The organism is Streptomyces sp. S.PB5, from assembly GCF_030403745.1.
Taxonomy (GTDB): domain Bacteria; phylum Actinomycetota; class Actinomycetes; order Streptomycetales; family Streptomycetaceae; genus Streptomyces.
Genome location: NZ_JAQMWP010000011.1, coordinates 38846 through 63773, shown reverse-complemented (window position 1 = coordinate 63773; position 24928 = coordinate 38846). Strand labels below are relative to the sequence as shown.

27 protein-coding genes are annotated in these 24928 nt (G+C 67.2%); 1 reads left to right on the top strand and 26 read right to left on the bottom strand.

Features of this window, described 5'->3' with window-relative positions:
- Positions 1-110 precede the first annotated feature (110 nt).
- The 6 genes from PH203_RS28035 to PH203_RS28010 all read right to left on the bottom strand — a co-directional run bounded on the left by PH203_RS28035 (position 111) and on the right by PH203_RS28010 (position 3743).
- Entirely contained in the window at positions 111-674 is a 564-nt protein-coding gene (locus PH203_RS28035) for a hypothetical protein (protein WP_289923305.1), read from the bottom strand.
- 103 nt (positions 675-777) lie between these two features.
- Positions 778-1284, bottom strand: coding sequence for an ATP-binding protein (locus tag PH203_RS28030; protein WP_289923304.1), 507 nt, complete (start codon positions 1282-1284; stop codon positions 778-780).
- Between the two features lie 316 nt (positions 1285-1600).
- Positions 1601-1942 carry an Lsr2 family protein gene (locus tag PH203_RS28025; protein ID WP_289923303.1) on the bottom strand — a complete coding sequence of 114 codons (342 nt, stop codon included), beginning with the start codon at positions 1940-1942 and terminating at the stop codon, positions 1601-1603.
- 106 nt (positions 1943-2048) lie between these two features.
- The gene (locus tag PH203_RS28020; RefSeq protein ID WP_289923302.1) at positions 2049-2264 is read right to left on the bottom strand and encodes a hypothetical protein; all 216 of its coding nucleotides are present in this window, start codon (positions 2262-2264) and stop codon (positions 2049-2051) included.
- Positions 2265-2269: 5 nt separating this feature from the next.
- Positions 2270-3325: an N-acetylmuramoyl-L-alanine amidase gene (locus tag PH203_RS28015; RefSeq protein ID WP_289923301.1), complete on the bottom strand. Its 1056-nt coding sequence runs from the start codon at positions 3323-3325 to the stop codon at positions 2270-2272.
- A 58-nt stretch (positions 3326-3383) separates the two neighbouring features.
- The gene (locus PH203_RS28010; protein ID WP_289923300.1) at positions 3384-3743 is read right to left on the bottom strand and encodes a hypothetical protein; all 360 of its coding nucleotides are present in this window, start codon (positions 3741-3743) and stop codon (positions 3384-3386) included.
- 76 nt (positions 3744-3819) lie between these two features.
- On the opposite strand from PH203_RS28010, the gene PH203_RS28005 reads away from it, so the two are divergent.
- Complete coding sequence (locus tag PH203_RS28005) at positions 3820-4509, top strand: hypothetical protein (RefSeq protein ID WP_289923299.1); 690 nt, start codon at positions 3820-3822, stop codon at positions 4507-4509.
- Between the two features lie 86 nt (positions 4510-4595).
- Here the strand turns inward: PH203_RS28005 and PH203_RS28000 are convergent, their stop codons facing one another.
- From PH203_RS28000 to PH203_RS49720, 20 genes are all read right to left on the bottom strand, one after another.
- Complete coding sequence (locus tag PH203_RS28000) at positions 4596-5927, bottom strand: glycoside hydrolase family 6 protein (RefSeq protein ID WP_289923298.1); 1332 nt, start codon at positions 5925-5927, stop codon at positions 4596-4598.
- A gap of 20 nt (positions 5928-5947) precedes the next feature.
- Positions 5948-8233, bottom strand: a complete 2286-nt coding sequence (locus PH203_RS27995; RefSeq protein ID WP_289923297.1) for a hypothetical protein — start codon at positions 8231-8233, stop codon at positions 5948-5950.
- Between the two features lie 15 nt (positions 8234-8248).
- A complete protein-coding gene (locus PH203_RS27990) occupies positions 8249-9343 on the bottom strand; it encodes a hypothetical protein (protein WP_289923296.1) in 1095 nt (364 codons plus the stop codon).
- 6 nt (positions 9344-9349) lie between these two features.
- Positions 9350-10282: a hypothetical protein gene (locus PH203_RS27985; protein WP_289923295.1), complete on the bottom strand. Its 933-nt coding sequence runs from the start codon at positions 10280-10282 to the stop codon at positions 9350-9352.
- Positions 10279-11193, bottom strand: a complete 915-nt coding sequence (locus tag PH203_RS27980) for a phage tail domain-containing protein (protein WP_289923294.1) — start codon at positions 11191-11193, stop codon at positions 10279-10281. The genes PH203_RS27985 and PH203_RS27980 overlap by 4 nt, the downstream gene beginning before the upstream one ends.
- A complete protein-coding gene (locus PH203_RS27975; protein ID WP_289923293.1) occupies positions 11190-16154 on the bottom strand; it encodes a phage tail tape measure protein in 4965 nt (1654 codons plus the stop codon). Before PH203_RS27975 ends, PH203_RS27980 begins: the two co-directional genes overlap by 4 nt.
- A gap of 64 nt (positions 16155-16218) precedes the next feature.
- On the bottom strand, positions 16219-16425 hold the full coding sequence (locus PH203_RS27970) for a hypothetical protein (RefSeq protein ID WP_289923292.1): 207 nt from the start codon (positions 16423-16425) through the stop codon (positions 16219-16221).
- A 125-nt stretch (positions 16426-16550) separates the two neighbouring features.
- On the bottom strand, positions 16551-17138 hold the full coding sequence (locus PH203_RS27965) for a hypothetical protein (RefSeq protein ID WP_289923291.1): 588 nt from the start codon (positions 17136-17138) through the stop codon (positions 16551-16553).
- 5 nt (positions 17139-17143) lie between these two features.
- The gene (locus tag PH203_RS27960; protein WP_289923290.1) at positions 17144-17641 is read right to left on the bottom strand and encodes a hypothetical protein; all 498 of its coding nucleotides are present in this window, start codon (positions 17639-17641) and stop codon (positions 17144-17146) included.
- Between the two features lie 296 nt (positions 17642-17937).
- On the bottom strand, positions 17938-18612 hold the full coding sequence (locus PH203_RS27955; RefSeq protein WP_289923289.1) for a restriction endonuclease: 675 nt from the start codon (positions 18610-18612) through the stop codon (positions 17938-17940).
- Between the two features lie 100 nt (positions 18613-18712).
- Positions 18713-18841 carry a hypothetical protein gene (locus PH203_RS27950; protein ID WP_289923288.1) on the bottom strand — a complete coding sequence of 43 codons (129 nt, stop codon included), beginning with the start codon at positions 18839-18841 and terminating at the stop codon, positions 18713-18715.
- A 299-nt stretch (positions 18842-19140) separates the two neighbouring features.
- On the bottom strand, positions 19141-19371 hold the full coding sequence (locus PH203_RS27945) for a hypothetical protein (protein WP_289923287.1): 231 nt from the start codon (positions 19369-19371) through the stop codon (positions 19141-19143).
- Between the two features lie 5 nt (positions 19372-19376).
- Entirely contained in the window at positions 19377-19778 is a 402-nt protein-coding gene (locus PH203_RS27940; RefSeq protein WP_289923286.1) for an HK97 gp10 family phage protein, read from the bottom strand.
- The gene (locus PH203_RS27935; protein WP_289923285.1) at positions 19775-20197 is read right to left on the bottom strand and encodes a DUF6093 family protein; all 423 of its coding nucleotides are present in this window, start codon (positions 20195-20197) and stop codon (positions 19775-19777) included. Before PH203_RS27935 ends, PH203_RS27940 begins: the two co-directional genes overlap by 4 nt.
- On the bottom strand, positions 20190-20558 hold the full coding sequence (locus PH203_RS27930; RefSeq protein ID WP_289923284.1) for a hypothetical protein: 369 nt from the start codon (positions 20556-20558) through the stop codon (positions 20190-20192). Before PH203_RS27930 ends, PH203_RS27935 begins: the two co-directional genes overlap by 8 nt.
- Before the next feature lie 344 nt (positions 20559-20902).
- Positions 20903-21526, bottom strand: coding sequence for a DUF6082 family protein (locus tag PH203_RS27925; RefSeq protein WP_289923283.1), 624 nt, complete (start codon positions 21524-21526; stop codon positions 20903-20905).
- 119 nt (positions 21527-21645) lie between these two features.
- The gene (locus tag PH203_RS27920) at positions 21646-22332 is read right to left on the bottom strand and encodes a DUF6879 family protein (protein ID WP_289923282.1); all 687 of its coding nucleotides are present in this window, start codon (positions 22330-22332) and stop codon (positions 21646-21648) included.
- On the bottom strand, positions 22325-22594 hold the full coding sequence (locus PH203_RS27915) for a hypothetical protein (RefSeq protein ID WP_289923281.1): 270 nt from the start codon (positions 22592-22594) through the stop codon (positions 22325-22327). Before PH203_RS27915 ends, PH203_RS27920 begins: the two co-directional genes overlap by 8 nt.
- 180 nt (positions 22595-22774) lie before the next feature.
- Complete coding sequence (locus tag PH203_RS27910; protein WP_289923280.1) at positions 22775-23548, bottom strand: glycosyltransferase family 2 protein; 774 nt, start codon at positions 23546-23548, stop codon at positions 22775-22777.
- 352 nt (positions 23549-23900) lie between these two features.
- Positions 23901-24590: a hypothetical protein gene (locus PH203_RS49720; protein ID WP_354671274.1), complete on the bottom strand. Its 690-nt coding sequence runs from the start codon at positions 24588-24590 to the stop codon at positions 23901-23903.
- Between the last annotated feature and the right edge of the window lie 338 nt (positions 24591-24928).

Genomic DNA, 24928 nt, shown 5'->3' with positions numbered 1-24928 from the left:
ACGGCTCGTGCATGCACCCTTAGTGGGTAAGGTTAATTCTACTATGAATCGAGGGGTGGGCAACTCCGCCGAACCGCTCCAAGACAGCGAATCCGGCGGACGCGATGACGCTACGACCCCGCTGCGGCTTTGCCCCGCGCGGCGATCGCCGACCCGGGCCCGTCATAGCGGCCCTCCCGCAAAGCGGCAGCGACATCCTCCTGCAGCTGCCATACGCCACCACGGCTCTGCGCCATCGTGTGCTCCGCGCCCTCAAGGACGGTCGACAACAGCCACACAGGGGAGCCGCCCAGAAGGTAGTCCTCCGCCGGCAGCATTCCGTTGCCACGGTTGCGGGCGTTCGCTGCCTGATGCTGGCTGATGCCGAACAGTGTCGCGTACTCCTGCAGCCCCACCAGCGGCGGCAGCTCGCCCTTCTTCATCGGGCGGACCGTCGCCTGCTGCTCCTCCTCCAACTGGGCAAGGAGCGACTCGTCCAACTGCCGGCCGCGACTGCCCGGCGGCAGCGCGAAGTCCACCGCCAGACCGCCGGGCCAGTACGGCTTACCCGAGACGATCACGGCATCCTCATAGGAGACGATCCCGTCCGGGATCCACCGGTCGCTGACCGCCGTCGGCGCAACGTTATAGATCTTCGCGAACTCCTTGCGGCCCACGATGAGCGGCTTCGCCATGACGGCCTCCTATCTTCTATCCACAGCCTGGGCATAGCAGAATAGCCGCTATAGTGGCCAATCCCGCACGCGAGGGAGCGACGCTGGGCAAGCACTCACGTGCTCATGGGCCGCCGTGCGTTCTGACCTTCACCGCACCTCTGGTCATCTGCCGGTCGTGGCAACCAGCGGACGGAAGTGCGGCACCGGATGGCAAAGGATCTTCCGAATCCGCAGCCAACTCGAACCAGGTCGTCTTGCCTGCCGGCTCCCGGTGGCTGCCCCAAGCCGCCGCGAGGACGTCCACGAGGAACAGGCCGCGCCCGTGTTCGTCGCCCGGCGGCGGGACCGTGGCCTCCACGTCTCGTGTGTCGGTGTCCGTTACCTCGACACGAATCCGTCGGCCCGTCCACCGTATGCACACCACGCACGGCGCCCTCGTGTGCACCACAGCGTTGGTGATCAGTTCGGCAGTGAGCAGCTCAAGGTCGTCCAGTGACGGGGCCTGCTTCCCCAGGTCCAGGCTCTCCACTATTTCGCGTACGAGGCGACGCGCTGGCCCCACGGCCTGAGCGTCGGCAGCGACCTTGAACGCGTAGGGCAGCTTGCGGGGGGTGAGGCGCAGCGTCATGAGACCTCCTCGGAGTGGCCGCGGCCTCCCTTGGAGTCAGGCCGCACGGGCTCCGTGACCGGCCGAGTGCGGTCAGCCGATGGCGGGACCTCAATTTGGCAGCCCGGGAGAGGCCGCACCATTTCGCCGGTGATATCACTCCCGTGATCCACTCCGGGTTAGGGCTGCCCGGTCATGCATGATCACGCGCATGTAAGCCATGCCCCCAGCGCCGCCGCCGGACGTTGCTTGCCGAACTGAGCGTGCGGCTGTGCAATGACGGTGGAATGCACGGTGACCCCCGCAACAGCGGGGGTCACCAACTATTCGGCAAGTATCAGCGAGCCTTGTCGTAAGCCTCGCGGACGGCGGCCGACACGCGACCGCGGTCGTTTACCTCGATGTTGTTCTCCTTCGCCCAAGCCCGGATCGCCGACGAGTCGGCTCCGGCGCCAGGCGATGCCTTGGCCTTCCCCTTTGCCCTCGCTGCGCCGCGAATCCTTCGAGCACCGCCAGCTTGGAGATAGGGGTTCAAGATCTCCAGGAGCTTTTCGTAGTTCTCATCCGTGAGGTCGATCTCGACCCCAGCCCCGTCGATGAGGATGCTGTGCGTGGCGATGTCCGACGATTCCTCGCCAGTCAAATCGTCGACATATGTTGTGACTACCTTCTGGGCCATGAGGGGGATCGTAGGGCACGTTCCGGCACATCCAGCAATCGTGAGAGGAGGGGCTCCGGGACTGTTATCTCCCCGGACTGTCACGAAGACTCGAACTGCTCAGGATTCAATCCTTGTTGGTATACGGAGGATCGAGCAGCAGAGCTCGATGGGTCTTGCGATCTTCGACGCGTTGGATGGCTTCACCCGTGCCAAGGACTGCGGCGACCAGGGCGAGGATCAGTCCGGTCGGCAGATCCTGAACGTAGTAGGCGATCAGAGACAGTGCCGCGGCGGCGATGGCGTAGAGGCGGGTGCTGTGGGCGTGAATGAAGTCGATCAAGGTGATCAGTTCCCGTAGGCGAGTCGGTGCAGGAGGTCCCAGCCGCGGCGGCCGATCGAAGGATCGTTGGGGCGGCCGGTGGTGAAGAGGTTGTGCTTGTGGTTGAAGCTGGCCACGGCCTTCTGGGTCTGCGGCCCGTAGTTGTCGGAGAGCGGCACCGAGCGGTCGAGCCAGCCGGTGTCCTTCAGTGCCTGCTGAAGGCCCTTCGCAGACGGTGACGAGCGGCCCGGAGTAAGACCGTTCGGAAACTGAGGCGGCGTGTACGTCCCGCCGGCGGGCTTCCCGGGGATCGTGAGCTTCTGCCCAGCCTTGATGACGTACGGGGCCGTGATCTTGTTGACCTGGGCAAGGTGCTCCCAGCTGACACCGAGCTGCCGCCCGACGCTGGAGAGCGTGTCGCCGCTCTTGACGGCGTACATTGCTGCTCCGCCATCCTTCGATCCCGTACCTGAACTGCCGTCGGAAGGCTTCGACTTCAGGCGCGCGGCGACCCGACCGCGGAGCCAGCCCATGGTGAAGCCCTTGGGGTCGACCTTCCCGGGCTGCCATTCCTTGTGCCCGATTACGCTCGCCGAGCCCCAGCCATGCGCGCGGCACAGTGCGGCCGAGACTCGCTCGATTGCCTGCAACTGGGCTGCGGGCCAGGGGTCATGGCCGTCGCCGAGGTTCTCGCACTCGAAGCCGTAGAACGAAGTGTTGCCGTCGGTGTCGGCCTGGTTCGGCGAAGGAAGAGAACGCTCCGCGGTGACCGCACGGAGCACGTCCCCGTCACCACGGCCGGCATGGTTGGCGCGGCCGTTCCCGACCAGATGAACCGTGCCGTCCTTCGCGATCACGCCATGACAGAGCGGGCCCGGCAGCCCCGAGTAGCCGCGCTCGCAGATGCTGACGGTGTTGCTCGTGCCGGACGTCACCGTGTGGTGGATCATCACGCCACGGACAGGCCCCCAAGGACCCTTGTGGTTTCGATTGTGGGACCGCCAGCCAGAACGCTCGACGACCCGCACGCCTTCAGCGTGCAGTGCCGCCACCAGCCGGTCAGGAGTAAGAGGTGTTGCCAACTCGGCGCTCGAAATCTCCCCGCGCCCGAACTTGATGATGAACCTGCCCGCCCTCGGCCTACGGCGATGCCCCGCGCGAGACGATCCACAGCTGCAACGCCATGAGGAGCAGCGGGGCCACGAAAGAAGAGATCACCAGACGCCTCGTCGCCGCAGCCTGCGTCTGGTCCTCCCGGCGCTGCTGCTCGGCCCGCTCCAGACTCTGGTCGTGCTCACCGCGCAGCCCGGAGAGCCCAGCCTCGACTTGGCTGATGCGCTGATCAACCGTCCGCTGATCAGCCCGGTATACGTCCTGCGTGACGACCTGATCGAGGCGCCCGGCGAGCTGGGCGAGGTCGCCGCGGAGATCCTCGCGCAGCTGCGAGACAGCACGGTGCAGCTCCCACAATGTGGGCTCGGCGCTCGGCGGCACGGACACCGCAATCACTCCTTGCGACCCCGTGCCCTGTTTCGATCCTACGGGGCCCAAGAAGGCCTGCGGTTCTTACGCCGACGTGATCGCCAGCGAAGAAATCCGGTGGCAGCGCGCGCCGTCTTCCTGCCAGCTTGTCTGGATGCTGCTGATACTCACGGGATCGAGCTGCTCGGGCAAGTCCACGCTCGCCTTCCCCGCCGGGGAACGGTTTGACCGGCTCGCTGTCCACGAGATGGACGAGAGCGGCGTCCCCCAGAACCCGCCCCGGTACTGGCGAAACCACATCACCGAGGAGTGGATTCAGCGCGCGCTCGAGTACCAGGCAGACGGCATTGACCTCTTGCTGACTGCCCAGACTCCACTCGGCGAGATCCTGGCCTCGCCGTCCGCGCCCTTGCTGGACGGGATCGCGATGTGCCTGGTCGACGTGGCCGATGCTGAACGACGTAGGCGCCTGGACGACCGTGATCCGGGACGCTGGTCGGAAGCCGCCATCGATGCGTACATCAACTGGGCCGCCTGGCATCGGGGGCACGCACAAGATCCCGAGCACCGCCCCGAGGTCATCATCGACAAGGGCGCACCCAATATGGCTTGGCATCGGTGGACGTCGTGGACGGCCAACGACCCGCGGTGGCAGACCCACATCCTCGACACCACCGACCGTGACCGGCAGGAATGCGTTGCCGAACTGGAGCAGTGGGTTACTAGGATTCGCGCGGATTTCCGCGCTGGCCGCCATCTCCTGAGCAATGACTGGATGGGATGAACCCGCCCACAAATGCATCGCAGAGCTCGGTGGACACGGGCGTGCCTATAGCAGGAATTGACACGGAGCCGCCCTCTTACTGGGTTCTACTGGCTGTCGATGAGGCACTCGGCGAGGAAAGGGGAGAACGTGCCGGCAGGAACGTCGAGGGCCACGCCGCACATGCCGTCGGAGTCGCCGGGGATTTTGATCCACAGCAGGTATTCGGCGCCGCCGACGCCGATCGAGGAGGGGACGCCGAGGCGGCGGCCTGCCGGGTTGCAGTAGTCGACGTGCTGTCCGTTCTCGTCCATGGCGCCGTTGCCGTTGCGTGAGGTGTCGATGACGAAGCGGACGCCCGGAGCGCCGCGTGATGCCAGCTCCTGGGCAACCTGGTGCCCGTACGTGCACGAGACGTCCGTGGAGTCGTAGTTCGCCACCCCGATTGCGAAGCCTGCCGTACGGGCTACCCCTGCTGCGGTGAGCCGGGCCGCCATCTCGTCGGCCCGGATCCAAGTGGCGTTACCGCCATCGAGATAGGAGCGCACCAGTGGGCGCGAGGCCAGGGCGTCCGCCGCGTAGGCGACCAGCTGCGTGCGCTCGGCGCGCATCGCCTCCGTTGGGAGGCTGCCGATCTGGCTGAGCGAGTCAGGTTCCACGATCACGAGAGCAGGCCGGTCGCCGATGCCGGCAACGAAGCCGTCAACCCAAGCCCGGTACTCCTCCGGAGACTTGGCGCCGCCGCTGGAGTGGCCACCGTTGTCCCGGTTGAACATGTTGTACGCCGTCAGGATGGGCAGCCGCCCCACAGCGGCGGCCGCAGTCACATATGCGTCGACATCGCCATGGACATCCTTGTTCCAGTCGCCGAACCACTTCGCGGCGGGACGTCGCACCAGGGCCTGGGTGATCTTCGCGGCCCGCGGATCGTTCGGGTTGGCGGCCACCCACTTCGCGGCGTTGGAGTCCGGATCAACGTAGAAGCCCTCACGGGCCGTGGAGGAGGTGAGCCGCACGTCGCTGAGGTGCACGGTGACCGCTGTGCCCTGGCCGAATTGGAAACTCACCTGCCCGGCCGTGGTGTCGATTCTCGAGGTGAAGGAGAACACGACATGGGTGTCGACCGCTGGCAGCGTCACCGTCTTGTCCAGGGCAGCAGTCCACGGGTCTGTGCCGAGCCCAACCTGGGCCCGGAGGGTGGTTCCGGACTGGCTGGCGCGGGCGGTGAAACTGAGCGTGTACGTACAGCCGGACCGCAGGGTGATGTTGTCCTGCCCGAAGGGGGCATCCCAGAGATTGGCGGCATCGGTGGTGGCGGTGGCCTCCAGGCCGTCGCCGGGCGCGGCCAGGGTGACCATGGCCGGGTCGCCGGACCACCAGCCGGTGGTGCCGTCGGTGAAGGTGCCGTTGATGACGAGGTCTCCGTACAGTGCGGCCACGAGTAGCTGTGCTCCTTGGGTTACTTGATGTAGGTGACGCGCAGTCGCGGCGGATGGCCTTGGCCGATGCCGTCGAACATGCCGTACGAGGTCTTGTTGGTGGTGTTCGGGTCGATCGCAATGCCCCGGAACTTCGACGAATCGAAGATCGAGGTGATGTCCACCCACTGACCGCTGGCGCGCGCCCACTTGGTGACGGTCTTCGAGCCGGTCTGGTCCGCCGAGAACTTGCTCGGACGCGAAGCGTGGCCGTGGACCTTGAGGACGGCGGTGCCACCGGAGGCGTAGTACCAGTGGTTGGCGTACAGATACACCTCGACCTTGACGAGCTTCGCGCCGGCGAGATCCTTGGCGAGGCTCCCGCCGAACCCCACGAGCGCGGCCTGGGTGCCGTTGTTCGCCGAGAAGTAGCCGGCCACCATGCGGTTGCCGTAGTACGAGTTGTATCCGGACCGGTTCGCGTAACTCCCCGACCAGGACGCGTTGTACTCCCGCTTCACCTTCACCGGAGGGTCAGGGACGACGGCGCCGCCGGTGTTGTAGACGCCGGTGTCCGGTGCCTGCTCGCCGATGTCCTCCACACTCAAGTGCCCCATGCGGCCCTTCGCGCCTGTGAGGGTGACCTGCTGGCCTGCGGGAGCGCCGCTGTCGCTGGTGAACGTGAGCAGCAGCCGATTCCGCCCGGGCCGGATCAGATCATTCGGTGCGCACGGACCGATCAACTCCAGCCGTGCTTCGCGGCGCGTCGACGTGAGCGGATGGCGGGCCTCTTGCAGTTGCGTGGAACTGATCAACGGTGCGGAGGCGTAGCCGCTGCGTAGCCGAAGCACCAGGGAGCCGCCGGTCTGGGAGCATTCCGCGGTGCCGTTGTAGACCACGCGGTACATGCGGCCCTCTTCGGCGTCGAAGGCCAACTCGACGTAGCCCATTTCGGTACCGGTGGTGGTCTTCACGCCGGTGGCCATCCAGTCCATGGCGACGATGCCGCGCGGCCCGTCATACAGGTCGGTGAGGTCGTCGCCGCCGATAGTGATCTTCCCCGCGACGTTCAGGTCCTGGAATGAGGCATCTCCGGTCGAGCCGATCGCCGCGACCCTGGTGGTGCCGTCCCGCAGGGTCAGGTAGTTGGCCTGCCCGGAGACGAGCGAAACGACCTCTTCCCCGTCCTCGTCGTACAGCCTCAGTCCCTGCGGCCCGAGTTCAGCCCGGGCTCCGCCGGTGACATCCCCGAAGATTGTGTGGGCCTGGGCGTTGTCGAACACCACCCACCCCGCGGTCGCGGCGGATGCCTCCAGGCACAGCACTGCGCGGGTCGTGCCCTGCGGCGCGGCCACCTGACCGGTGATGCGCTGCCACACCCCGGGCACGTAGCTGGTGGCTTCGGCGACTCCGTAGCCGAGGATCTCGCCGGTGCTGTTCTCCCAGCGGGCGAGGATCTTCACGGCCTTCGCGGCAAGATCGTCGGACACCAGCACATCGATGCCGAGGAACAGTTGAGAGGCGGCCAGCACCGGAACCGTCGCCAACGGCAGTGTCCAGTACGTCTCCGTGGAGGCGGTGCAGTCGAGTCGGATTCCGACACCGGTCCGGTTACCGGGAGCGAACGACCACGCCGTGCCGCCTGCTGCGACAGTGTTCGCCGTGGCCGCGCCCTCGAACCCGGGATCCGGCACCAAGTTCGTGCCCTGGCCGACCGCAATGTGGTCGGGGGTGACGGAGCCGACGGCCAGGTGCGGGGTCGCGATGGCGCCGACCGCGATGTGACCCTGCTGAATGACCTGCTGACCGAGATCCCCCGACACCGCGCGCCGGGCCGACGTGCGCACGGCATCCGAGGCGACGCTGGGGATGCCGGAGGTGTTCACCGCGACCAGCCGCACCCACAGCGGCCCGTAGTGGTTCACCGAGATGGTGACCGACGCGCCAGAGGCGGCCTCGATCGTCGCGGTCGGCCACCGCGGATCCGCCTGCATGCTCGCCGACATCAGCACATGCACCTGCACGCGCGACAGATCCAAGGGCGCCGCCTCGGCATCAGTAAAGGCGCCGTCCCAGGTGACTCTGAGCCCTCCGAGCACCGGTTCCACTTCCGGTACGGATGGGGCAGGTGGACGAGGGCCGTTCACCGCGATGACGCCGCTGGTCCCGTCTGGCTGCTGGCCGATGACCGCGCGCAGGGAGCCGCTCTCGTCGTACACGTCGACGGAGCCGTTCTCCAAGCTGGCGTTCGCCAGCTTCGGGGCGCGGATCGCGGTGCGGAGCAGCTTCTCCAGGCGGGCGAGACGAGTGCCTATGTCGGTGGGCAAGAGATGGGTCCTTGTTCAGGCGGCGGTGGCGTACTGGTGGGCGCCGGACGGTTCGAGTCGGAGGGTGGCGGTCTCACCGGCGTCGGTGTCGGGGCGGATGGTGTAGCCGGTGATGCGGCACCAGCCGGACCACGTGCCCCACTCATCGCGGACGAGGACGTGGACGTCGTCGCCGATCTGCCACGACCCGATCGGTGCGGCCGGATGATTGCGGACGGTGATCTCTTCGACGTGGCCGAGGTTCTGTCGCCACGCCCGCTCGGCGCGCGCCCGCTGTGCGAGAACGTCACGGGCCCGTACGTCGGGAAGCTCGAGAACGTGCTCCAGGCGGAGCCTCTTGTTGCGTACGGCGTCGATGGCGCGCTGCTGGGCTCGGCCTTCGCCGGCTCCGGTGGCGATGACGACCTGCGCGTACTCGTCGGCGCTGTACGTGACGGGAGTGGATTCGGTGATGTTGGTGTCGGTGGAGAACGCGATGTCCGTACGGCGTGCGCCGAGGCGGGGATAGCCGATCCGGATGCGGAGCACAGGCTGCTGGTTCGTATCCCACCAGGTGGTGCAGGTGTAGTCGGGGGAGTCCGGGGCCTTCACCAGATCATCGAGGAGGTCGCCGAGGACCGGGGTTTCCCACCAGTGCGAGTGCCACGGTTCCGCGGGGGTGCCCACCGTCGCCTTCGACGTGGTGGCGTCCACGGTGATGCCGAGGTTGCCGTCGGGGATGGACTGCGCGTACGACACGATGTCCCGCATCACCCGGCACGGGTCGGTGTTCACGTACGGGCCGCGGCCGCCGAGCTCACCGTCCAGGTCGTGGCGCTTGTGCAGGTACGAGGTCCAACCCGCGGCCTCCACGGGCAGCTTGTTGCCCTCGGGTTCGGCCTGCCAGATGAGCCCGCCCCACCGCAGTAGCCCGTCTCGCTCCACGTACAGCAGGGTGTTGCCCGGGTTCTGGGTGAGCTCGGGCAACGATGATGCGAGCCGGGGCGACAGTGTGCCGCGCAGCTCTCCGGGCCCGTTCAGTTCGGGTCCGAACTCGACGTTCTTCAACGGGAGATCGTGTGACAGCCACTGCCCGGTGAGGGCGTGCTGGATCAGGTATCGGTACGCCACAGCAGGTCACACCGGGCCTTCGGTGAACTCGATGTCCGCGATGATCGACGTACCGCCGTCGACGCCGAGGTCGCCCTTCCAGTCCTTCGACATCTTCGCCTGCATGTACAGCGTCTGCGTCGTGCCCCGGTACGAGGCCGGCAGCGTGATGGTGTCGGCGACCACAGCAGTCGAGCGGCGCACCACCTTGCCCTGGTTGTCGTCAACGATCGTGTCCTGGCCCTCGATCGTGCCGAACACCGGCTGCAGCCTGCCGTACAGCGAATCGAAGTCCATCCGCAGACCGGCGAGCGTGATCGTGAGGATCAGCTTCGTGGCCCAGTCGGGCACCGGTATCTGCCAGCGCGCCTCAGGCGGCCAGTCGTGCCACTTGTCGTCGTCCTTCCACGCCTTCGTCAACTTCGACGGATACGCCGTGTACAGGGTGCGCTCACGGCGAGGGTTCGCCACCCGCCGCACGTCGCGGATCATCCCGGCCGTCACCGTGCCGGTGCTCGCCGGCAGGTCGACGCGTGCCAACGCCACTCCCGTAACACCTTTGGGCGCCGACGACATGGTGGAGGACACGTTGGGGATGACGTCGAAGAAGTTGATCGCATCCGTCGCCGGATCCAGTCCGCCCTCGAACTCGGGGTCCTGCACCCGCAGCACGATCAGATCGGATCGCGGCGTCGCACCGGTGGGAGCGATCGGGACGGTCGCGGCGCCGATGTTGTATGCCGTATACGAACCCTGCCATGTTGATGCCTTGCCTCGGATCACAGCGGACCCGTCAGCGACCTGTACACCGCCGCCGGGCACCGGCAGAGGTGTCACCTTCAGGTCCGTGGCTTCGGTGACTCCTTCGGAACCATGCGACAGATCCTTGATCATCTGCCGGAAGGTCTGGGCTGAGTGGGTGGCACCGTTCACGAGCAGCGGGGCCTGGGCAAGCGTCATCGGACGGGGGTCTCCTTCGGGTCAACCAGGGTCTTGAACGCGTCACGCCACGTCACCTTCAGGCGGGCGGATGCGGTCGGGTCGGAAGCGGTCCAGCGGATTTCCGAACGTCCTGGGGGCAGGCGGAAGTCGCCCAGCGGGGACGTGGTGGCGAAGGTGCCGCCGTTCTTCCGGGTCACGGTCCGCTGGCCGGGGCGGGTGTCGACCGTGACGTGCTCGCCGGCGGGGATGGTGATGCCGAGGTTGATCTGCCGGCCGGTCTCCACATGCGTGATCACCGGGTTCGCGCACGGACCGTAGATGGTGAGCACCGGGTAGGCGTCGACGTTCCCGCCGTTGGTGACCCAGCCCGGCCGGTTCTGACCGGACAGGCTGCCGTCACTCACATGGATGGGCGCCTGCACCGGGGCGGTGAAGCCGCCACCGGACAGCCACCCCAACCTCAGCTCCATGCTCTGCTCGACGTCCGCGTAGTAGCGCGCGTCAGGTGCAGTGAACTCGACGTCGAGCGGCACCCACCCGAAGACCGCCTCCTCCCACGACGCCTCGGCCTTCCGGAGCCGCCCGTACAGGACACGGACCGGTGCGCCAGGCCACTTGATCCGCAGCGACGTCACGGCCCCGCCGACCGTGCGCACCCGAGGATCGTCCGCGGCTTCCTCGATCTGGGCCACGATGCGGGCCGCCGCAGCCGGATCGCCGGGCATCTTCACGCCGCAGTCGATGCGCAGGGTGCGGGCCTCGTACCAGTCCGGGCTCAGCCACACGCCATCCGCGGCCGGTCGCTCGACGACTTCCCCACGCACACCGGGGCGGGCCAGCCCTTCGATCCGGGCGATGGGGATGCTGGTGCCGTGCCCGAGACGGATTCCGGCGAACTCCAGCTGAAAGTCATTGAGTTCCGTGCTCATCGCAGAACACCTCCGCGGCGGGCCCGGCGCATCTGATACGACACAGCGGAGGCGATATCGTTCGCGGTCGCCCCGGCGCGGGTGACGTGGATCGTCTGCTGGCCGATCGCTGGCGCCTGATGCACCACCACGACCTGCGACCGACCCGCCCCGGCATCCACCAGACGCTTGGGGGCGAGCCCGTATCCGAAACGGTCCGCGGTCTCGGACAGCACCGCGGTTGCCCGACCGCGTTTCGCGACCGCGTGCGGGATGTACGACTCGGCGCGAGTCTCCGGCTCGGCGAACTTGATCAGCCCGTTCCTCGAGGAGTACACCCCCGGCTCCCAGATGCCGCCGTTCGCGTACGCCTTCCCGGCATTCGCCTTCACGAGGTCGGCGAGGAACCGGTCTGCCTTGCTGCCCGTGGCCTTGATCTGGCCCTTGCCGCGGTTGGCGATCTCGATGATCCGGTCCTCGTCGAGCCCCGCCTTCTCGGCCACCGCGTGGATGCCGCGCCCCTTGGCCAGGGCGCCGATGAGCTTCACGAAGTCGCCGAGCTGATCCGAGTCGAGGGTTTTGCCCGCTGCCTGGGCCGCGCTGTTGGCCTGCTTCGCCTTCTTCTTGTCGCGCACGGCCTGGGCGGCGAGCACCTCAGCGTTCTCATCGCCCTGCTCCGCCAGCCGCGTGGCCAAAGCCCCGTACCCGCTGGAGGCCAGCTTGGCGAGGTTGTTCTGGAACGTCGTGGAGTCCTTGACCGCGTTCTTCAACTGGCCTGTGTAGTCGGCCAGTGTGGCCTTCGCGGTGCCGGCGAGCTTGGTGAGCTGCGCGGCCATCGACTTCACGTACTTGTTGGAGCCGCGGGCCATCTTGCGGGTGAGCGCGACACCGTCTTCGCCCATCTCCTCCAATGCCTTGGCGACATCGGTGCCAGCCCGCCGCGACACGGTCGCCAAGTCGTTGCGCCAGGCCGAGGCGGTGCGGACGGACTTACGCAGGTTTCGTTCGAACATGCCGAGGTCGAAGTGCTCCTTGCCGCCCTTGCCCTTGCGCTGCGACTTGGAGACGACGTCGGACACGGAGAACCCGGAGCCGCCGAGTGGCTGGTACGACCAGTTCGACAGACCGCCATCCGCGTACCACTCGATGCCGGACGGGTCACCGCCCAGCCGCCGCACGATCTCCTCGGTGATCGCCCTCGACCGGGGCCGCTTCGACCTGCGAAGAGGCACATAGCCCTCGCCGTGCGTCTCGGGCTCACCCCACACACGCCATGATCCGGCCGGTGCGATTTGCGCGATGTGGTTCTCGCGGACGCCACCGTTCGCGTAGTAGTCGATCACCGACCCGCGCGCCTGTGGGGCCTGGATCGCGTCCGGGACACCGTTGCCGTCCCGATCCCAGCTCGTGGCTCTGAGGGACACGCCGACGCCGATGGTCCGGCCCGTGATCCCGTTGATCGCGCTCTGAATACTCCCCGCCGCCGAGACGGGCCCGCTGGTAGGCACCGTGACGGTGACGTTCTTGCTGCCCGGAATGTCGGCGACCTTGATGCCCAGAGCTTCGAGCTGCTGCCGAGCCTCGCTAGTGGGCGCGCTGACCGTCACGGTCTTGCCGCCAGGTACCCCGGCGATCTTCTGCTTGACCGCCTCCAGGCTGTCGATCGTCGCCTGCGTCGAAGCAGTGACGTTGACGTGCTTACCGCCCGGAGTCTGAGCGATCTTCGAGATCAGCGCATCCAGATCCGTGCGCGCCAGATCAGTCGGGGCAGTGACCTCCACACGGCGGTCCTTCAAGTCCTTGATCTTGAAGCCGAGCTTCTCCAGATCCTCGCGAGCATCGTTCGACAGAGTGGAGATCGTGATGGTCTTCTTGTCCGGCTGAGCCTTCAACGCCTGCTGAACCGCGATGAGTTCAGCCATCGCCTCATCCATGCCGGCCGTCTGCAGCAGGATCGACACCTGCGAGGGGACCAGACCGGCATTGTCGGCGAGCTTCGCCGCCTGCTCGGCGGACAGGCCGAAGCCCTCGGCCGTGGAGATCGCCGAATCCCGGGCCGTCTCCATCTGCTTCTGCGCGGCCTGCAGCGCCTCGGGAACGGACTTCCCGCTCGCCTCCGCGTACTGGTAGGCGGCGAGCGCGGCGTCCGCGGAGTTCGTCGACAGGCCCTGCAGCAGGTCGTACAGCTTCTGCCCGTTGCGGGTGACCGTGGACAGCGAGCCATCCATGTTCAGCAGGGACTTTCCGTATCCCTGGGCGTTATCGACGCCGCCCTTCAACGCTTCGGCCGCATCGGACACCGATCGGTTCAACCGTGCTTCGGCCGCGGACAGGTTCACCGAGCCGCCGGCCAGGATGTTCAGAGCGTCATGCAGGGCGCGGGCACGGGAGTCGGCGTCTGCCGTCGTGTCCGACAGGCGGCGCATCGCGTCGGAGAACTTGCCGAACGGCCCCACCGCATCGGCTGCGGAGCGGCCTGCGGCACCGTTCACGCCGGCGAGATCGCGGGCATCCTGCACCGCCTGGGACATCTCGCCCTTCACGGAGCCGAGGGCCTCCGCGGCGTCGTGAGCCTTCTGGCCCACGTCGTTGTACATGACGCCGCCGCCACGCACCGGCTCCAGGTTGATCGCGGCAACGTCCTCCATACGTTTCTGGAGCTTCCCGAGCCCGTCGTCCTGGCTGAGGTAGGCGTCGGTGAGCTGCTTGATGGGCACGCCGGCGTTCTTCATGACGTCGATCAGGCGCTCTTTGCCGTCGAGGACCTTGGTGTCCATCAACTGCTGGGCTGCTGCGGTACGGACGCTCTCCGTCACGGCACCGTTCGACTCGCGCAGCGCCTGGGTGAGACTGCTGATCCGCGACTGGTGCTCAGCCGCCGCCTGGGCGGCCTTCTGCTGGTGGGAGGCGAGCATCGACAGGCCGACACCAGCAGCCGCCAAGGCCACACCCCACGGGCCGCCAAGGGCGCCCATCAGGCCGCGGGCCGCGCCACCGACTCCGGTACCGATCGCACGCGCTACTCCGGTGATCGGCCCGTTCGCGTTGCGGAACGCGGACGCCATCTGCCCCACCACCGGAATGCGGGTCTGCACCACCGCGAGGGCCTGACCGATCCGACCAATCGACTGCCCTTCCGCAGCCGCAAGGTGCTGCTGGAGACGCATCTGGTCACCGAGGGACCGGTACGCGCCCACGACCGGCCCGGACACCGTCTGCCCGAGCCGCGACATCATGGGAGCGACACGACGTGCCATGAGCATCGCGATGATCGCCGTCTGCACAGGCCCCGGCAGCGCCCCGAACCCGCGCACCAGACCGGCCACAACATGCCCGATCGGGACCAACGCGCCCGATACGGTGCCCGCGGCGGCGGAGACCAGGTTCAGTGCGGTGACGATGATGTCGAGTGCGGTACCGCCCGCATCAGCCTCTTCCGCGACGTCGCCGATGGCGTCAACGACGGGCGAGACGGCGGAGCCGACGTTGCGCAGGATGTCGATGAGGGCGCGGCCGCCGTTGATGAGGACGTTGAACCCCGCGGCCGCGGTATCGAAGGCGAGGTCCTTCAGTGGCCCGCCCAAGCCGCCGAGCGAATCACCGACCTCGTCAAAGCCCGCCGAGACGGCCTTGGACACGGACGGGCGGGCCAACGTGTACAGGTCGTGCACGTAGTCGATGGCTGCCGCCATGCCGGGCGTGGCCGCAGCCATCCCGGAGGTCATCAGCCGCGTGACCTTCTCCAGCCCGGGCGCAGCCGCCGTGTACAAGACCTGCCCCGTGTTCGAGGCTTGGGTCTTGAGCTGGGTGACCGCACCCGCAAGGCCCTTGGTCTGCGAAGCGGCGATCTCCCCGGCCGCGCCGGTACGGGCGATCGCCGTGTGCATCTGGTCGAAAGACTCGACACCCTGATGTGCCAGAGCCGACGCACCCGCGAGCGCAGGCTTGCCGACCACGTCAGCGAGAGATCCCAGGAAGTCCTTCTGGGACATGCGGTGCTGGGCCTGCTCGAAGCCCTCGATGACCGTGCGCAGGCCCTTGAAATTGCCCTGCGCGTCCCACGCCTCGATGCCCAGCTCCGCCAGACCCCGCTTCATCCGGGCGGTCGGACGGGACAGGTTGGTGAGCATCCCGCGCAGGGACGTTCCTGCTTTGGAGCCGAGGATGCCGGAGCGGGCCAGCATCGCCACCGCCGCCGACGTGTCCTCAATCGAGATGCCGAGCTGGGCGGCGACCGGCCCGGTGTAGGACATCGCGTAGTAGATGTCCTGCAGCCCGCCCGAGGCGGCGTTCGCCGACGCCGCGAGCACGTCTGCGGCACGACCGGCGTTGTTCGAGCTGAGCCCGAACTGGTCCATGACGTCGCCCAGATACCGGGCGGCGTCCGCGGCCGAAAGGTTGTCGGCCGCGGCGAGCTGCATCGCAGCCCGCGCGTTCGCGATGGACGACGTGGAGGTCTGGCCGGCCTTGGCCAGCTCCAGCATCGAGTCCGCGGCCTTCGCCGCAGACGTGCCGGGGATCTTGAGGTCGGCGCCGAGCTCGCGGGCCTTCGCCGCGGCCTGCACCATCTCCAGGCCGGACGCGCCTGTGACCGCGCCCCACTTGTTGATGGCCCGCTGGTACTCGTTGCCTTCCTTCGCGATCTCCGCGAGCCCGGCGACGATGCCACCGCCGACCAGAAGACTGCGAAGGTGGTGGGCTTCCTGGCGGGCGCCGAGCAGCCCGTGGCGGAGCTGCCGCATCGATGCGTGCCCGTCCGCGCCAACGCGGCGCAGCCCGGCGCGGGCACGATCGGAGTCACGGGTCAGCGCGCGCAGACCGGTAGACGATCCGCGGGCGCCGGTCCCGATCTGAGTGAGGTGCCGGTTGAGGGTGGCGGTGTCGCGGCCAAGGCCGCGCATGGCGCGGGAGGCCTGCCGGATCTCCGACAGGAGATGGGAGAAGTCCGCTCGCGCCTGAACGCTGAGCGTGTACGACGACACCTGCCGGTGCCCCTACCTCCCCGCGCCCCTGCCTCCTAGCCCCCCCATCACCCTCAACCACCCGCTACGGCACGTCGCGGGGCACCAGGCCGATCCGCACCCCGTACCCGTCCGGGCCGTCGGGCACCTGGTCCTGCTCGTGCGCGATCAGCTCACAGCCGGTGCAGCGCACGCTCGTCGTGACGTACGCGAACCGGTCACCACCCTGCTGCTCGTCCCACTCCTCGGCCCGGGTCCCGCACTGATCGCACACCGTCCGCTGATACGCCACGAACGCCAGCGCCTTCGCACGGTCCAGCTCCGTCCAGCGGCCATCACCCGCACCAAGGAACTGCGAGTGCGGAATGCCCCAGCGGTCGCACAGCTCCAGCTCAGTACGGAGCTGTACGTCCGTGATCAGCCTTTTCCCAGCTCCACGGTGCTGGTGCGCACGATCTGCTGGGCCCGCCACGCCGCCGCGAACAGTGCGTTCGACTCGGCAACCGGCCACGAGTCGAGGAGATCCTGCGCATCCTCCTCGCTCATCCCCTCCACGGCGTTGTGCTCGTCGTCCCGCTCAATGTGCGCGGCAGCGATCAGAGCCGCGGGGAACGTCTCCGGATTCCACGCGTCCCCGTCCTCAGCCTGCGCCTCGGTCGGAGGGAACCTTTTGATCAGCCCGTCCAGGATCGGCCGCGGCAGCGCCCTGAACGTCAACTCCACCGCGACGCAGTCGAACATCTCCTGTGCGGTCTCGACCTCAGCCTCGGCCTTCGCCGTCGCATCGCTGTACTCGCGGCCGTTGTCCGCATCCGCCATACGGCAACGGGCAAGATCCCGCAGCGTCTCGTCCAGGTGCTGCTTGGCGTCCTGGTCGTCACAGATCACCAGCCTGTACTCGGGCAGCTGTCGGGCACGCAGCCGGGCCAGCTTGGCCGCCCAGTGCGCATCTCGTGCAACAGCCGTGGCCGGCGGGGCAGGCGCGGTCTTGGGTTCGGTGGCCACCGGCATCACTTCTCGACCTTCGTCGCCGTGGCGGCCGGGACAGCAGCGTCCTGGGTCGGCTTCTCCGTGATCGAGAAGTTCACGGTGAACTTGGCGGCCTCGTTGTCCGTCGAATAGTTCGGCGACCGCGAACCGATACGGACCGGGAACACGTCCATCGAGCGGGAGCCGGCGACGTCGCCCTTGCGGAGGAAGACGACCCAGCCGGTGTCGTCCTTCTTCAGCAGTTGCTCGATCTCGTCGGACACCTTGTCCTCGTAGAAGCCGAGGGAGGAGTCGTCGGCCTGGTCGGTGCCAGGGATCTTCGACTCGAACGTCGAGCCGAGGTCAGGTGTTTCGATGGCCTGGTTCGACAGCGTCCAGCCGTCGATCGCCGCGATCGCATCCGTCAGATCGGTGCCGGCCGTGAGCTCGGCGCGGGTAGGGACATGTCCGGTGTCGGCGACGGTCTTGAGCCACAGGACGCGGGTCACTCCGCGCCGGGAGAACTTCTTTACCTGCAAGGTCTGCTGTCCGATTCCGGGACGGCAGCCAGATCACGCGAGTTGGGGTGGCCCCGTCCCTCGACGACGTGTCGGGGAACCGGCCCATCCCGGTATCGGGTGGGCGTCCGCGAGGGGCCTCCGCGGTGAGGGCGCAGAATTCAGCTCAGCTGGAACCAGCGAGCTGTGGCGACTGCATATGGATCACCATACTGTCCTCGGCGTCGCTGCTCCGAGGCGCAAGGAAGCGGACAGCCAGAGACCGGCGGATGGCCATCGCCGATAGGCAGTGGACGACAACTTGATCGGTGCAGGGGTCAACTCGATGGCCGTTTCCCTTTGCGGGCGGCCGAGTTGACAGCCCAGATCGCGCCCGTCTCGTCGAACTGGAAGAGCATCACCCCCTGGCTGTTCGCGTACTCCAAGGCTTGGCTCGTGTACCCCTGCAGACTGTAGAAGAGGAGGTCTTGCGGTTCGCCACGACCTGCTGCGCCCACGAGGCGCTGCACGTCCGGACGCCCCACAGGCCTGCTCTTCATCTTGACCTGCGCGACGGCGCCCGTGGCCTTCGCGTCGATCCCGCCATCGCTTCCGCCACCCGTATCCCGGGCGTCCGAATAGCCGATCTGCTGCATGTGGTGGACGGCCAAGAATTCCGCGTCGCGCCATGTCCGTAGCACGAGCGGTGTGATCGTTGGGGCGACCTTCCGAGTTGCATGAACCCGCCGTGCTTCGGCAACGATCACGAGGTCACGCAGGAACCCCCAGCCGAGCGACGCAAGAGGCAGCGCGAGGAGGGGCCCTGCCGCCCACAGGGAGTACTCGCCGTCGGGCGTGCTCCACTCGGGAAGGGCCTTGATCACCAGCCAGACGGCGATGGCGATAAGGACGACTCCGCAACAACCCTGCTTCCAGGCCGCGCGCTTGAACGCGGCGCGTTCCTCGTCCGGTCCTTGGGATGGCTCCGGGCCAACCGCGCGCTGAACTGACATGCTCCCCCCTGGGCACGAAAACATGATCAACACTATTCGTCTCGCATAGAGATACGCCATCTCCTGCAGTGATAGAGCACTGCAACGACAGCGGCGATGCTCAGTAGGCCGTCACGGACAACTCGTATCGCTGGACCGCCGTGACCACCCCATCGTTCGCCTCGGACGGGTCGGTGCCCTCGTCGACCAGCAGCTCTCGCGCCCACACGTCCACGTCCGGAATCTGCACGGAGTGCTGCCACTCACCTTCGGCGGTACGCCCCAAGAACGCCTCACGGACACGATCCGAGAGCCACTCACACTGATCTGCACGCGCCGCGACGACCGTCACCTGGTAAACGAGCCGCCCGTCCTCCGACCTGTCCGCGAGCGGAGCACCATCGACAGGACCCCCTTGTGCGTACAGCACTGTGTACGGCAGCGGCGCCGGGTTTCCGCCAACGAGCGGCAGACGGCCACGACCACACGGCTTTCCCGTCGCCGCAGTCAACATCACCCGCACCGCCTCGGTGACCGCGGCCCTAGAGATCACAGGTCACCCCCAGCGAAGTACGCGGCCGCGGGCCCCTCGACGCTGAGCACCCCGTACCGGCACAGGCCGAGCGCATCCCACTCCATCACCCCGGGTGTGGTCAAGATCGACAGGCTCCGCTCGCCGTCTTCGTCGAGGACCTCCGCGACCACGACCGCGCGGGCGAGTAGTCCCCGCTCGTGGTCTGCGAGCACGCCAGCCAGAGCGTCCTCGAGACTGTTGGCCATGTCGCTCACAGCGTCCTCGACACCGCGCCGTGCATCTCCCGGACAAGGAGCGGGCCGAAGGCGTTGACGGCCGGCCCCAGGTGGGGGAACGGCGGCTGGTTGTAGTGGCGGCCGAGGCTGTCGACGCCGACGAACCCGAACTCCAGCCGCCTGCCCTGCGGGGCACTTGTGCCGACTTCAGCAATGATCACAGGACCTGCCCTGTGCACATCGGACTGCCACGACGCCCGGTACTTGCCGGTGATCACCCGCGGGCCCGGCCGACCGGACGCATTGCGCTGCACCTGCACCACCAGCGCCTTCGCCCCATGCCGCATGGCGATCTCAGCCGCGGACACCGCTTCCTTGCCGCCACGGTTCAACGCTGCCGCCAACTGGGCTGGACTCTGAAACGTGCCGCCGCTCACCGCGCCACAGGCTTCCGGTTGTGCTCCTCCAGCCACACCGTGCGCAGCACGGGGAACGACGACACTTCACCCAGCGCCGACACCCGGTACGTACGGCCAAGGGCCTGCTCGTCACGGGCCTCAACGATCAACACGGTGTCGTTCTCCCACACCTCCGGAGCGCCAAGAGGCAGCAGCATCCGGTACCCGGCACGCACCTCCTGGACGTACGCGCCGTCCTGCCCTGAACCCTTGCTGCGGATCCGCTCCTGGTGCGCGTACAGACCGGCCTTGCCTTCGTACACGACCACCGGCGGGGCCGGCACAAGGTCACCCGTTCCCGGGTCAAGGATGTCCTCGCCGCTGCCCCGGCTGACCTGCACCTTGTCCGGCATCAGATGGCGCTCCGCGAAGCGGACGAGCCCGGACTGATCAAGCACCCGCAGCCCATTCCCTCAGCTGCGCCAGTGTCCCGCGGGTCAGCTCACCGGGACGCCCGTCCAGATCGTCCCGGTCGAGAACGGCCTCGTCGAGCTTCTGCCAGTCCACCGCATCAAGGAAGCCGATCACCACATGCCGAAAATCCGCCGGCTCCACGACCACCTCGGCCAGGCCGTCGAACTCCACGCCCTTCCAGCCCTGTTGTACGTACAGGGTGACCTCGGGGCCCTCGTCGACGGTCTGGGTGATCCGGTACGCCTCTATGGCCGAGGCGACATCGTGGCCGTCGATCTCGATGACCGCGGACTCCTCGGGGCGGGCAGCAATCCGAACGCGGCGGGGCTCCAGGTACGTGCTCATGAAGCCGACCCTAGGTGCGCGAAGCTCAGCCGCTCCCTGGGGAAGCGGGGAGTTCTGTGCGGGGCACAGCGGCACGAACGTGGCCGGGCCTACGCTACCTGCGCCTCACCGGGCGGGCCCGGACTCGAATCCGCGGCCCGTGGCCGAAGACACGCCTTGGCCAGCCGCCTGGCCTGCACGACGACCGTGGAAGCTCCGTACCCCAGAGCGTCTCCTTGACTGCCGTAGCGTGAAGCACGTCCTATTCAATGCAAGCTGGCTGCTGCTTGGACCATGCTCTGCCCCCGCCCCCCTGTGAGGCCGGGGCAGAGCATGCTGGCTCCTCCAGACCGGGCCCGCGCCTGTCAGGTGTCCGTGCGGGCAGAGCTCTCCGAATCACCCACACGCGGCGGCGTGACGCCAGAAACCCCGAGATCAGGCAAAGCCGGAGCCGTACGCGGCGGAGTGAGCAGCGCGTGCTCGTAGCGTGAGTCGATGATCTGCTGAAGATGACGCGACCGCCGAGTCTTCGCCGTCGCTATACGGCTCGCGCGTGCCCGGGCCCAAAACGAGCGGCCGACCTCCCCAGCGAACAGCTCGTCCGCCGTCGCCGCGACCCAGTGATCCGTGATGTTCCCCAGCTCGTACGAAACCTCCCAGTGCGACAACACCAGGTTGACGTACAAATGCTGCCGTCGAAGCAGTACCGTCCGCGACGAATCGGGGCCACCCCAGCAGTCGAGATACTCGGGGTTCTCCATGGCCAGCTTCATGAGCTCCATGTGCAGAGCACGCCCATTCTGCGCCCTGGCAGCCTTCGCTTCACGAGCCTGCAGGACGAGCGAGGCGGCGACACCGACGACCGCCAACCCACTCAGCAGCGCCGAAACAGCGCCGTAGGCCTGCGCGATGTTGCCGATCCGCTCCCAGTCCTCCCCACCACCGTCCAAGGCAGGTAGGGCAAGCGGTGATACGACGACCAGCCCCATTGCGCCGACGATAGCCACCACGGCCAACGCCAGCGTCGCGGCCCGCGACCGATACCACGGGCGAGGACGAAGACGCGGAACTTGCACGGTACTCGGGGAACTATCTGCTGGAGGAGACGTCATGCCGACGCCCCCGCGCAGCGATCACGCAACAGCGGACCGGTCACCCGATCATGGAATGACGGGAGGTCCTCCGCCGCCCCGTACAGCCGGTCGAAGTCCGCCCGGCACGCATCGATCAACTCGGGTGCACTGAAGCGAAAAGCCCCAGCGATCACACCATCTGGCTTGTACCGCAGCTCATACAGGCGAACGGTCCCGATGATGACAAGCTCGGAAAACCAGCGGGGGGGGGGTGCTGAAAAGCCGGGTCGGCCCTGGCTGACAAAGACCCGAACCTGCTCGCCCAAGCGCACCCGTTCACGCAACACGGCCATCTCCCACACAAGGTAGTCCGACGGCGGAACCTCCACATACCGGACCCGGCGCAGCGTCAGGCCACGCTCCTCCGCTTTCGTGAACTGCTGCCCCATCGCCGGCACCGCATCCTGTAGAAGGCGTACAGCCTCAGGCCAATCGCCCCGGGAAAATGCGCCCCACGATGCGGACCCAGGCTCCTTGAAAACCTGCCCGCACTCCAGCTTGTCGAACGTCTTCACCTCCGGGCGGGCATAGTCCTCGCGGAACGCCGCAAGGTACTCCTCGACCGGGAGGAACTCACCACGTACCTCTGGGGCCGCATCGATAACCGTGCAGATACCTGGCGCCTCAAAGTCCGGAACAGCAGACCCCGTTACATCAGGCATCGGGCATGTCCGTCTTCGCTGCGGCAGCCAGACTCCGCGGAATGATCACAAGACGCTCATCAGGGCCTATCGAGACTCCCTCGGGCAGCCGATCAGAGACCTTCTCGGTCACGTCCCGGCCTATTACCGCGAGATCGCCGTTGGACAGCTCCCAGATGTCCGGGCACGTCTCCGACTCACTCGTCAGCCCCAACTCGGCTGGAGACTTGCCCAGTCGGCGAACAAAACCGGCGCTCGGATCCGCTTCCCACGGTCGCCCCATAACCAACCCCCGATTCGTAGCGGCACGCCTACAACAAGTGAAGATCGAAGTGAGGCTAACAACCAGCCCACGCACCCGCAATGGGCCCTCACACCACCCCCGACCCGGGCGAACAACATCACCACAGATGTCACGCTCTGCCGCTAGGCGGGGACACGCGACCCGACCGCGCTGGGCGCTCTAGATCCGCGAGTTGCACAGCGACTGCCATACGGCTCCGGCCAGTGCCCGCGTCGACCGAGGGACCGACAGATGCTCGTGTTCGCGATACAACGCCCAGTTGTAGGGGATGAGGCCGAGTTTGTTGGACGACAGCGACCCTGCCCGGTTGGCCCTGTACACCGCCAGCGGCTCGGTCAATCCCCGGGCATCGATGCCATCCCGCAGGATGCTCAACCACAGGCCGTAGTCCTGACGCTTCGGCATTTCCGGCATGAGCCGCGTGCCGAGCACCGCACGGTCGTACATGGCCGTCAGAGCGCCGATGTAGTCCCGGCGCAGCATCGCCGAATAGTCCACACGCGACCGCGCCTGCACCACCCGCCCATTGGGCACGAAGTCGACGGCCTCACCGGCGTAGTCGGCATCCATCTTGAAGTAGGACGTGTACGTCAGCGGCGCATCGCCCGCCTTCGCGAAGTCGAGCTGCCGCTCCAACTTCGCGGGCAGCCACAGGTCATCGGAGTCGAGAAAGGCAACGTAGCTCCCCCTGGCCCGCTCCATGGCGAGGTTGCGGGCGCGGCCTGCGCCGCACTGCTCCGGCGCCGCCTTCACCAGGACACGTTCATCTTGGCGGGCGAAGTCCCGCAGCAGATCCATCGAGTCGTCCGAGGACGCATCGTCGGTGATCAGCAGTTCGAGATCGGTGTGGGTCTGCGCCAGGACCGACCGGACCGCGGGCCGGAGCGTGGCTGCCGAGTTGTGTACCGGCATCACCACAGAAACCAGGGGCACAGCCGCTCCTTACCCAGATCGGAGTCGTCATGGAGTTTGTGTCGCCGGCCCAGGCTACGTGGGACTGCCGCGCGCCGGACGCGCAGCCGAGGTGGGCCATCGAGTCGTCGGCTACGACGTGGACACACGCATGACCATCGCGTTCAACCGCTCGCACGCCGCGTACTTGATCCTCGCAACCGGCGTCTCGGTAGCGGACAGAGTTGCCCATAACCCCCTGTGCCCGTTGTCGGGTATCGACACCAAGCACTCGCGTCCCGTACGAGGTCCGCGTTGTCTCGCTGGGGCCACAGCACGTCGTCCGTCTGGAGCGCCTCGGAATCCGGTTGACCGCTCCAATCCCGTCCGGAAGCTAATGGTCGGGCGCGCCATACAGCATGGGCGGAGGCGGCGGGGCCGGCCACCGGGTGAGCTCAGGTTCGGACAGATCGATACGGAAGGTTCGCCACGCCTCTGTGATGTCCAAAGACAGGGGAGGCGGAGGCAGTTCCTCCATGTACCTCTCCCGGTCGGACAAAACGGTGGCATTCCGCGTCCACCAGCGCGCCCACCCCAGCAGTGCCGACGGATACAGCAACAACGGACCAGCCTTCGTGCTGGCCGCCGTCATGGTGACGACATAGCCCTTGGCGTCACAGGGCTTGGTCGCCCCGGGGAGCATGTAGTGAGAGAACCGCGTCCGCAGCCCCACCAGACAGCTAGCCCTGCCCTCCACCCGCCTCGTGATCACTCCGATCGCCGACACATGGGGGAACCGGTGCATCGTCTCGTCGAGCACCAGCAGCGGCGGCTTGTCCTTGGCCGCGGTGACGATGACATTCGCCCGGCCCACGTCGTTCTCCTCGGACCCGGGCGAACGTCCGTGGACGGCGTTCCGCTCAACCCCGTACCGCGGGTGCATCTTCTCCCGGTGCTCGGCCCACACCGGCGGGTCGATCGCCATCAAATGCAGGTCCAGGGTCTCCGGCTCCGGGGCTATGTCATCCGGCATGTCGGCGATGTACCGGGTGAGGTAGATCTGCAGAACGCCGTCCGCTCCCATGACCGGATGCGTATCGACTCGCGCGGCGGGCACCATGGCCCCCGGAAACAACGCAACCACCTACGACACCCATCTCCCCGTACTCGGCCACCTACTCCATGTCGAGATCATCCCGTGGAACGTAAGGCCGCGGAGGTGAAGCCGGCCAGCTGCTGCGCGCCGGGTTCGACGAGACCACCCTGTGGGAAACTCGCGCTTCGGACAGCTCCAGTTCCAACGGCGCTGGCGATCAACCCGGCTCAGATCGCACGACGCCGTCACATCGATTCCGTACGTCTGGGAGACGAGGGCCCGTGCCTCGAGTTCGTTGAGCGCCACATACCGCACAGGGGACGGGT

What these genes read in the sequence shown, in the direction of transcription:
- PH203_RS28035 (WP_289923305.1), bottom strand. Translation starts at nt 674, where the DNA reads ATGGCGAAGCCGCTCATCGTGGGCCGCAAGGAGTTCGCGAAGATCTAT.
- PH203_RS28030 (WP_289923304.1), bottom strand. Translation starts at nt 1,284, where the DNA reads ATGACGCTGCGCCTCACCCCCCGCAAGCTGCCCTACGCGTTCAAGGTC.
- PH203_RS28025 (WP_289923303.1), bottom strand. Translation starts at nt 1,942, where the DNA reads ATGGCCCAGAAGGTAGTCACAACATATGTCGACGATTTGACTGGCGAG.
- PH203_RS27985 (WP_289923295.1), bottom strand. Translation starts at nt 10,282, where the DNA reads ATGACGCTTGCCCAGGCCCCGCTGCTCGTGAACGGTGCCACCCACTCA.
- PH203_RS27980 (WP_289923294.1), bottom strand. Translation starts at nt 11,193, where the DNA reads ATGAGCACGGAACTCAATGACTTTCAGCTGGAGTTCGCCGGAATCCGT.
- PH203_RS27955 (WP_289923289.1), bottom strand. Translation starts at nt 18,612, where the DNA reads ATGTCAGTTCAGCGCGCGGTTGGCCCGGAGCCATCCCAAGGACCGGAC.
- PH203_RS27945 (WP_289923287.1), bottom strand. Translation starts at nt 19,371, where the DNA reads ATGGCCAACAGTCTCGAGGACGCTCTGGCTGGCGTGCTCGCAGACCAC.
- PH203_RS27930 (WP_289923284.1), bottom strand. Translation starts at nt 20,558, where the DNA reads ATGAGCACGTACCTGGAGCCCCGCCGCGTTCGGATTGCTGCCCGCCCC.
- PH203_RS27925 (WP_289923283.1), bottom strand. Translation starts at nt 21,526, where the DNA reads ATGGGGCTGGTCGTCGTATCACCGCTTGCCCTACCTGCCTTGGACGGT.
- PH203_RS27920 (WP_289923282.1), bottom strand. Translation starts at nt 22,332, where the DNA reads ATGCCTGATGTAACGGGGTCTGCTGTTCCGGACTTTGAGGCGCCAGGT.
- PH203_RS27915 (WP_289923281.1), bottom strand. Translation starts at nt 22,594, where the DNA reads ATGGGGCGACCGTGGGAAGCGGATCCGAGCGCCGGTTTTGTTCGCCGA.
- PH203_RS49720 (WP_354671274.1), bottom strand. Translation starts at nt 24,590, where the DNA reads ATGGGAGCGGACGGCGTTCTGCAGATCTACCTCACCCGGTACATCGCC.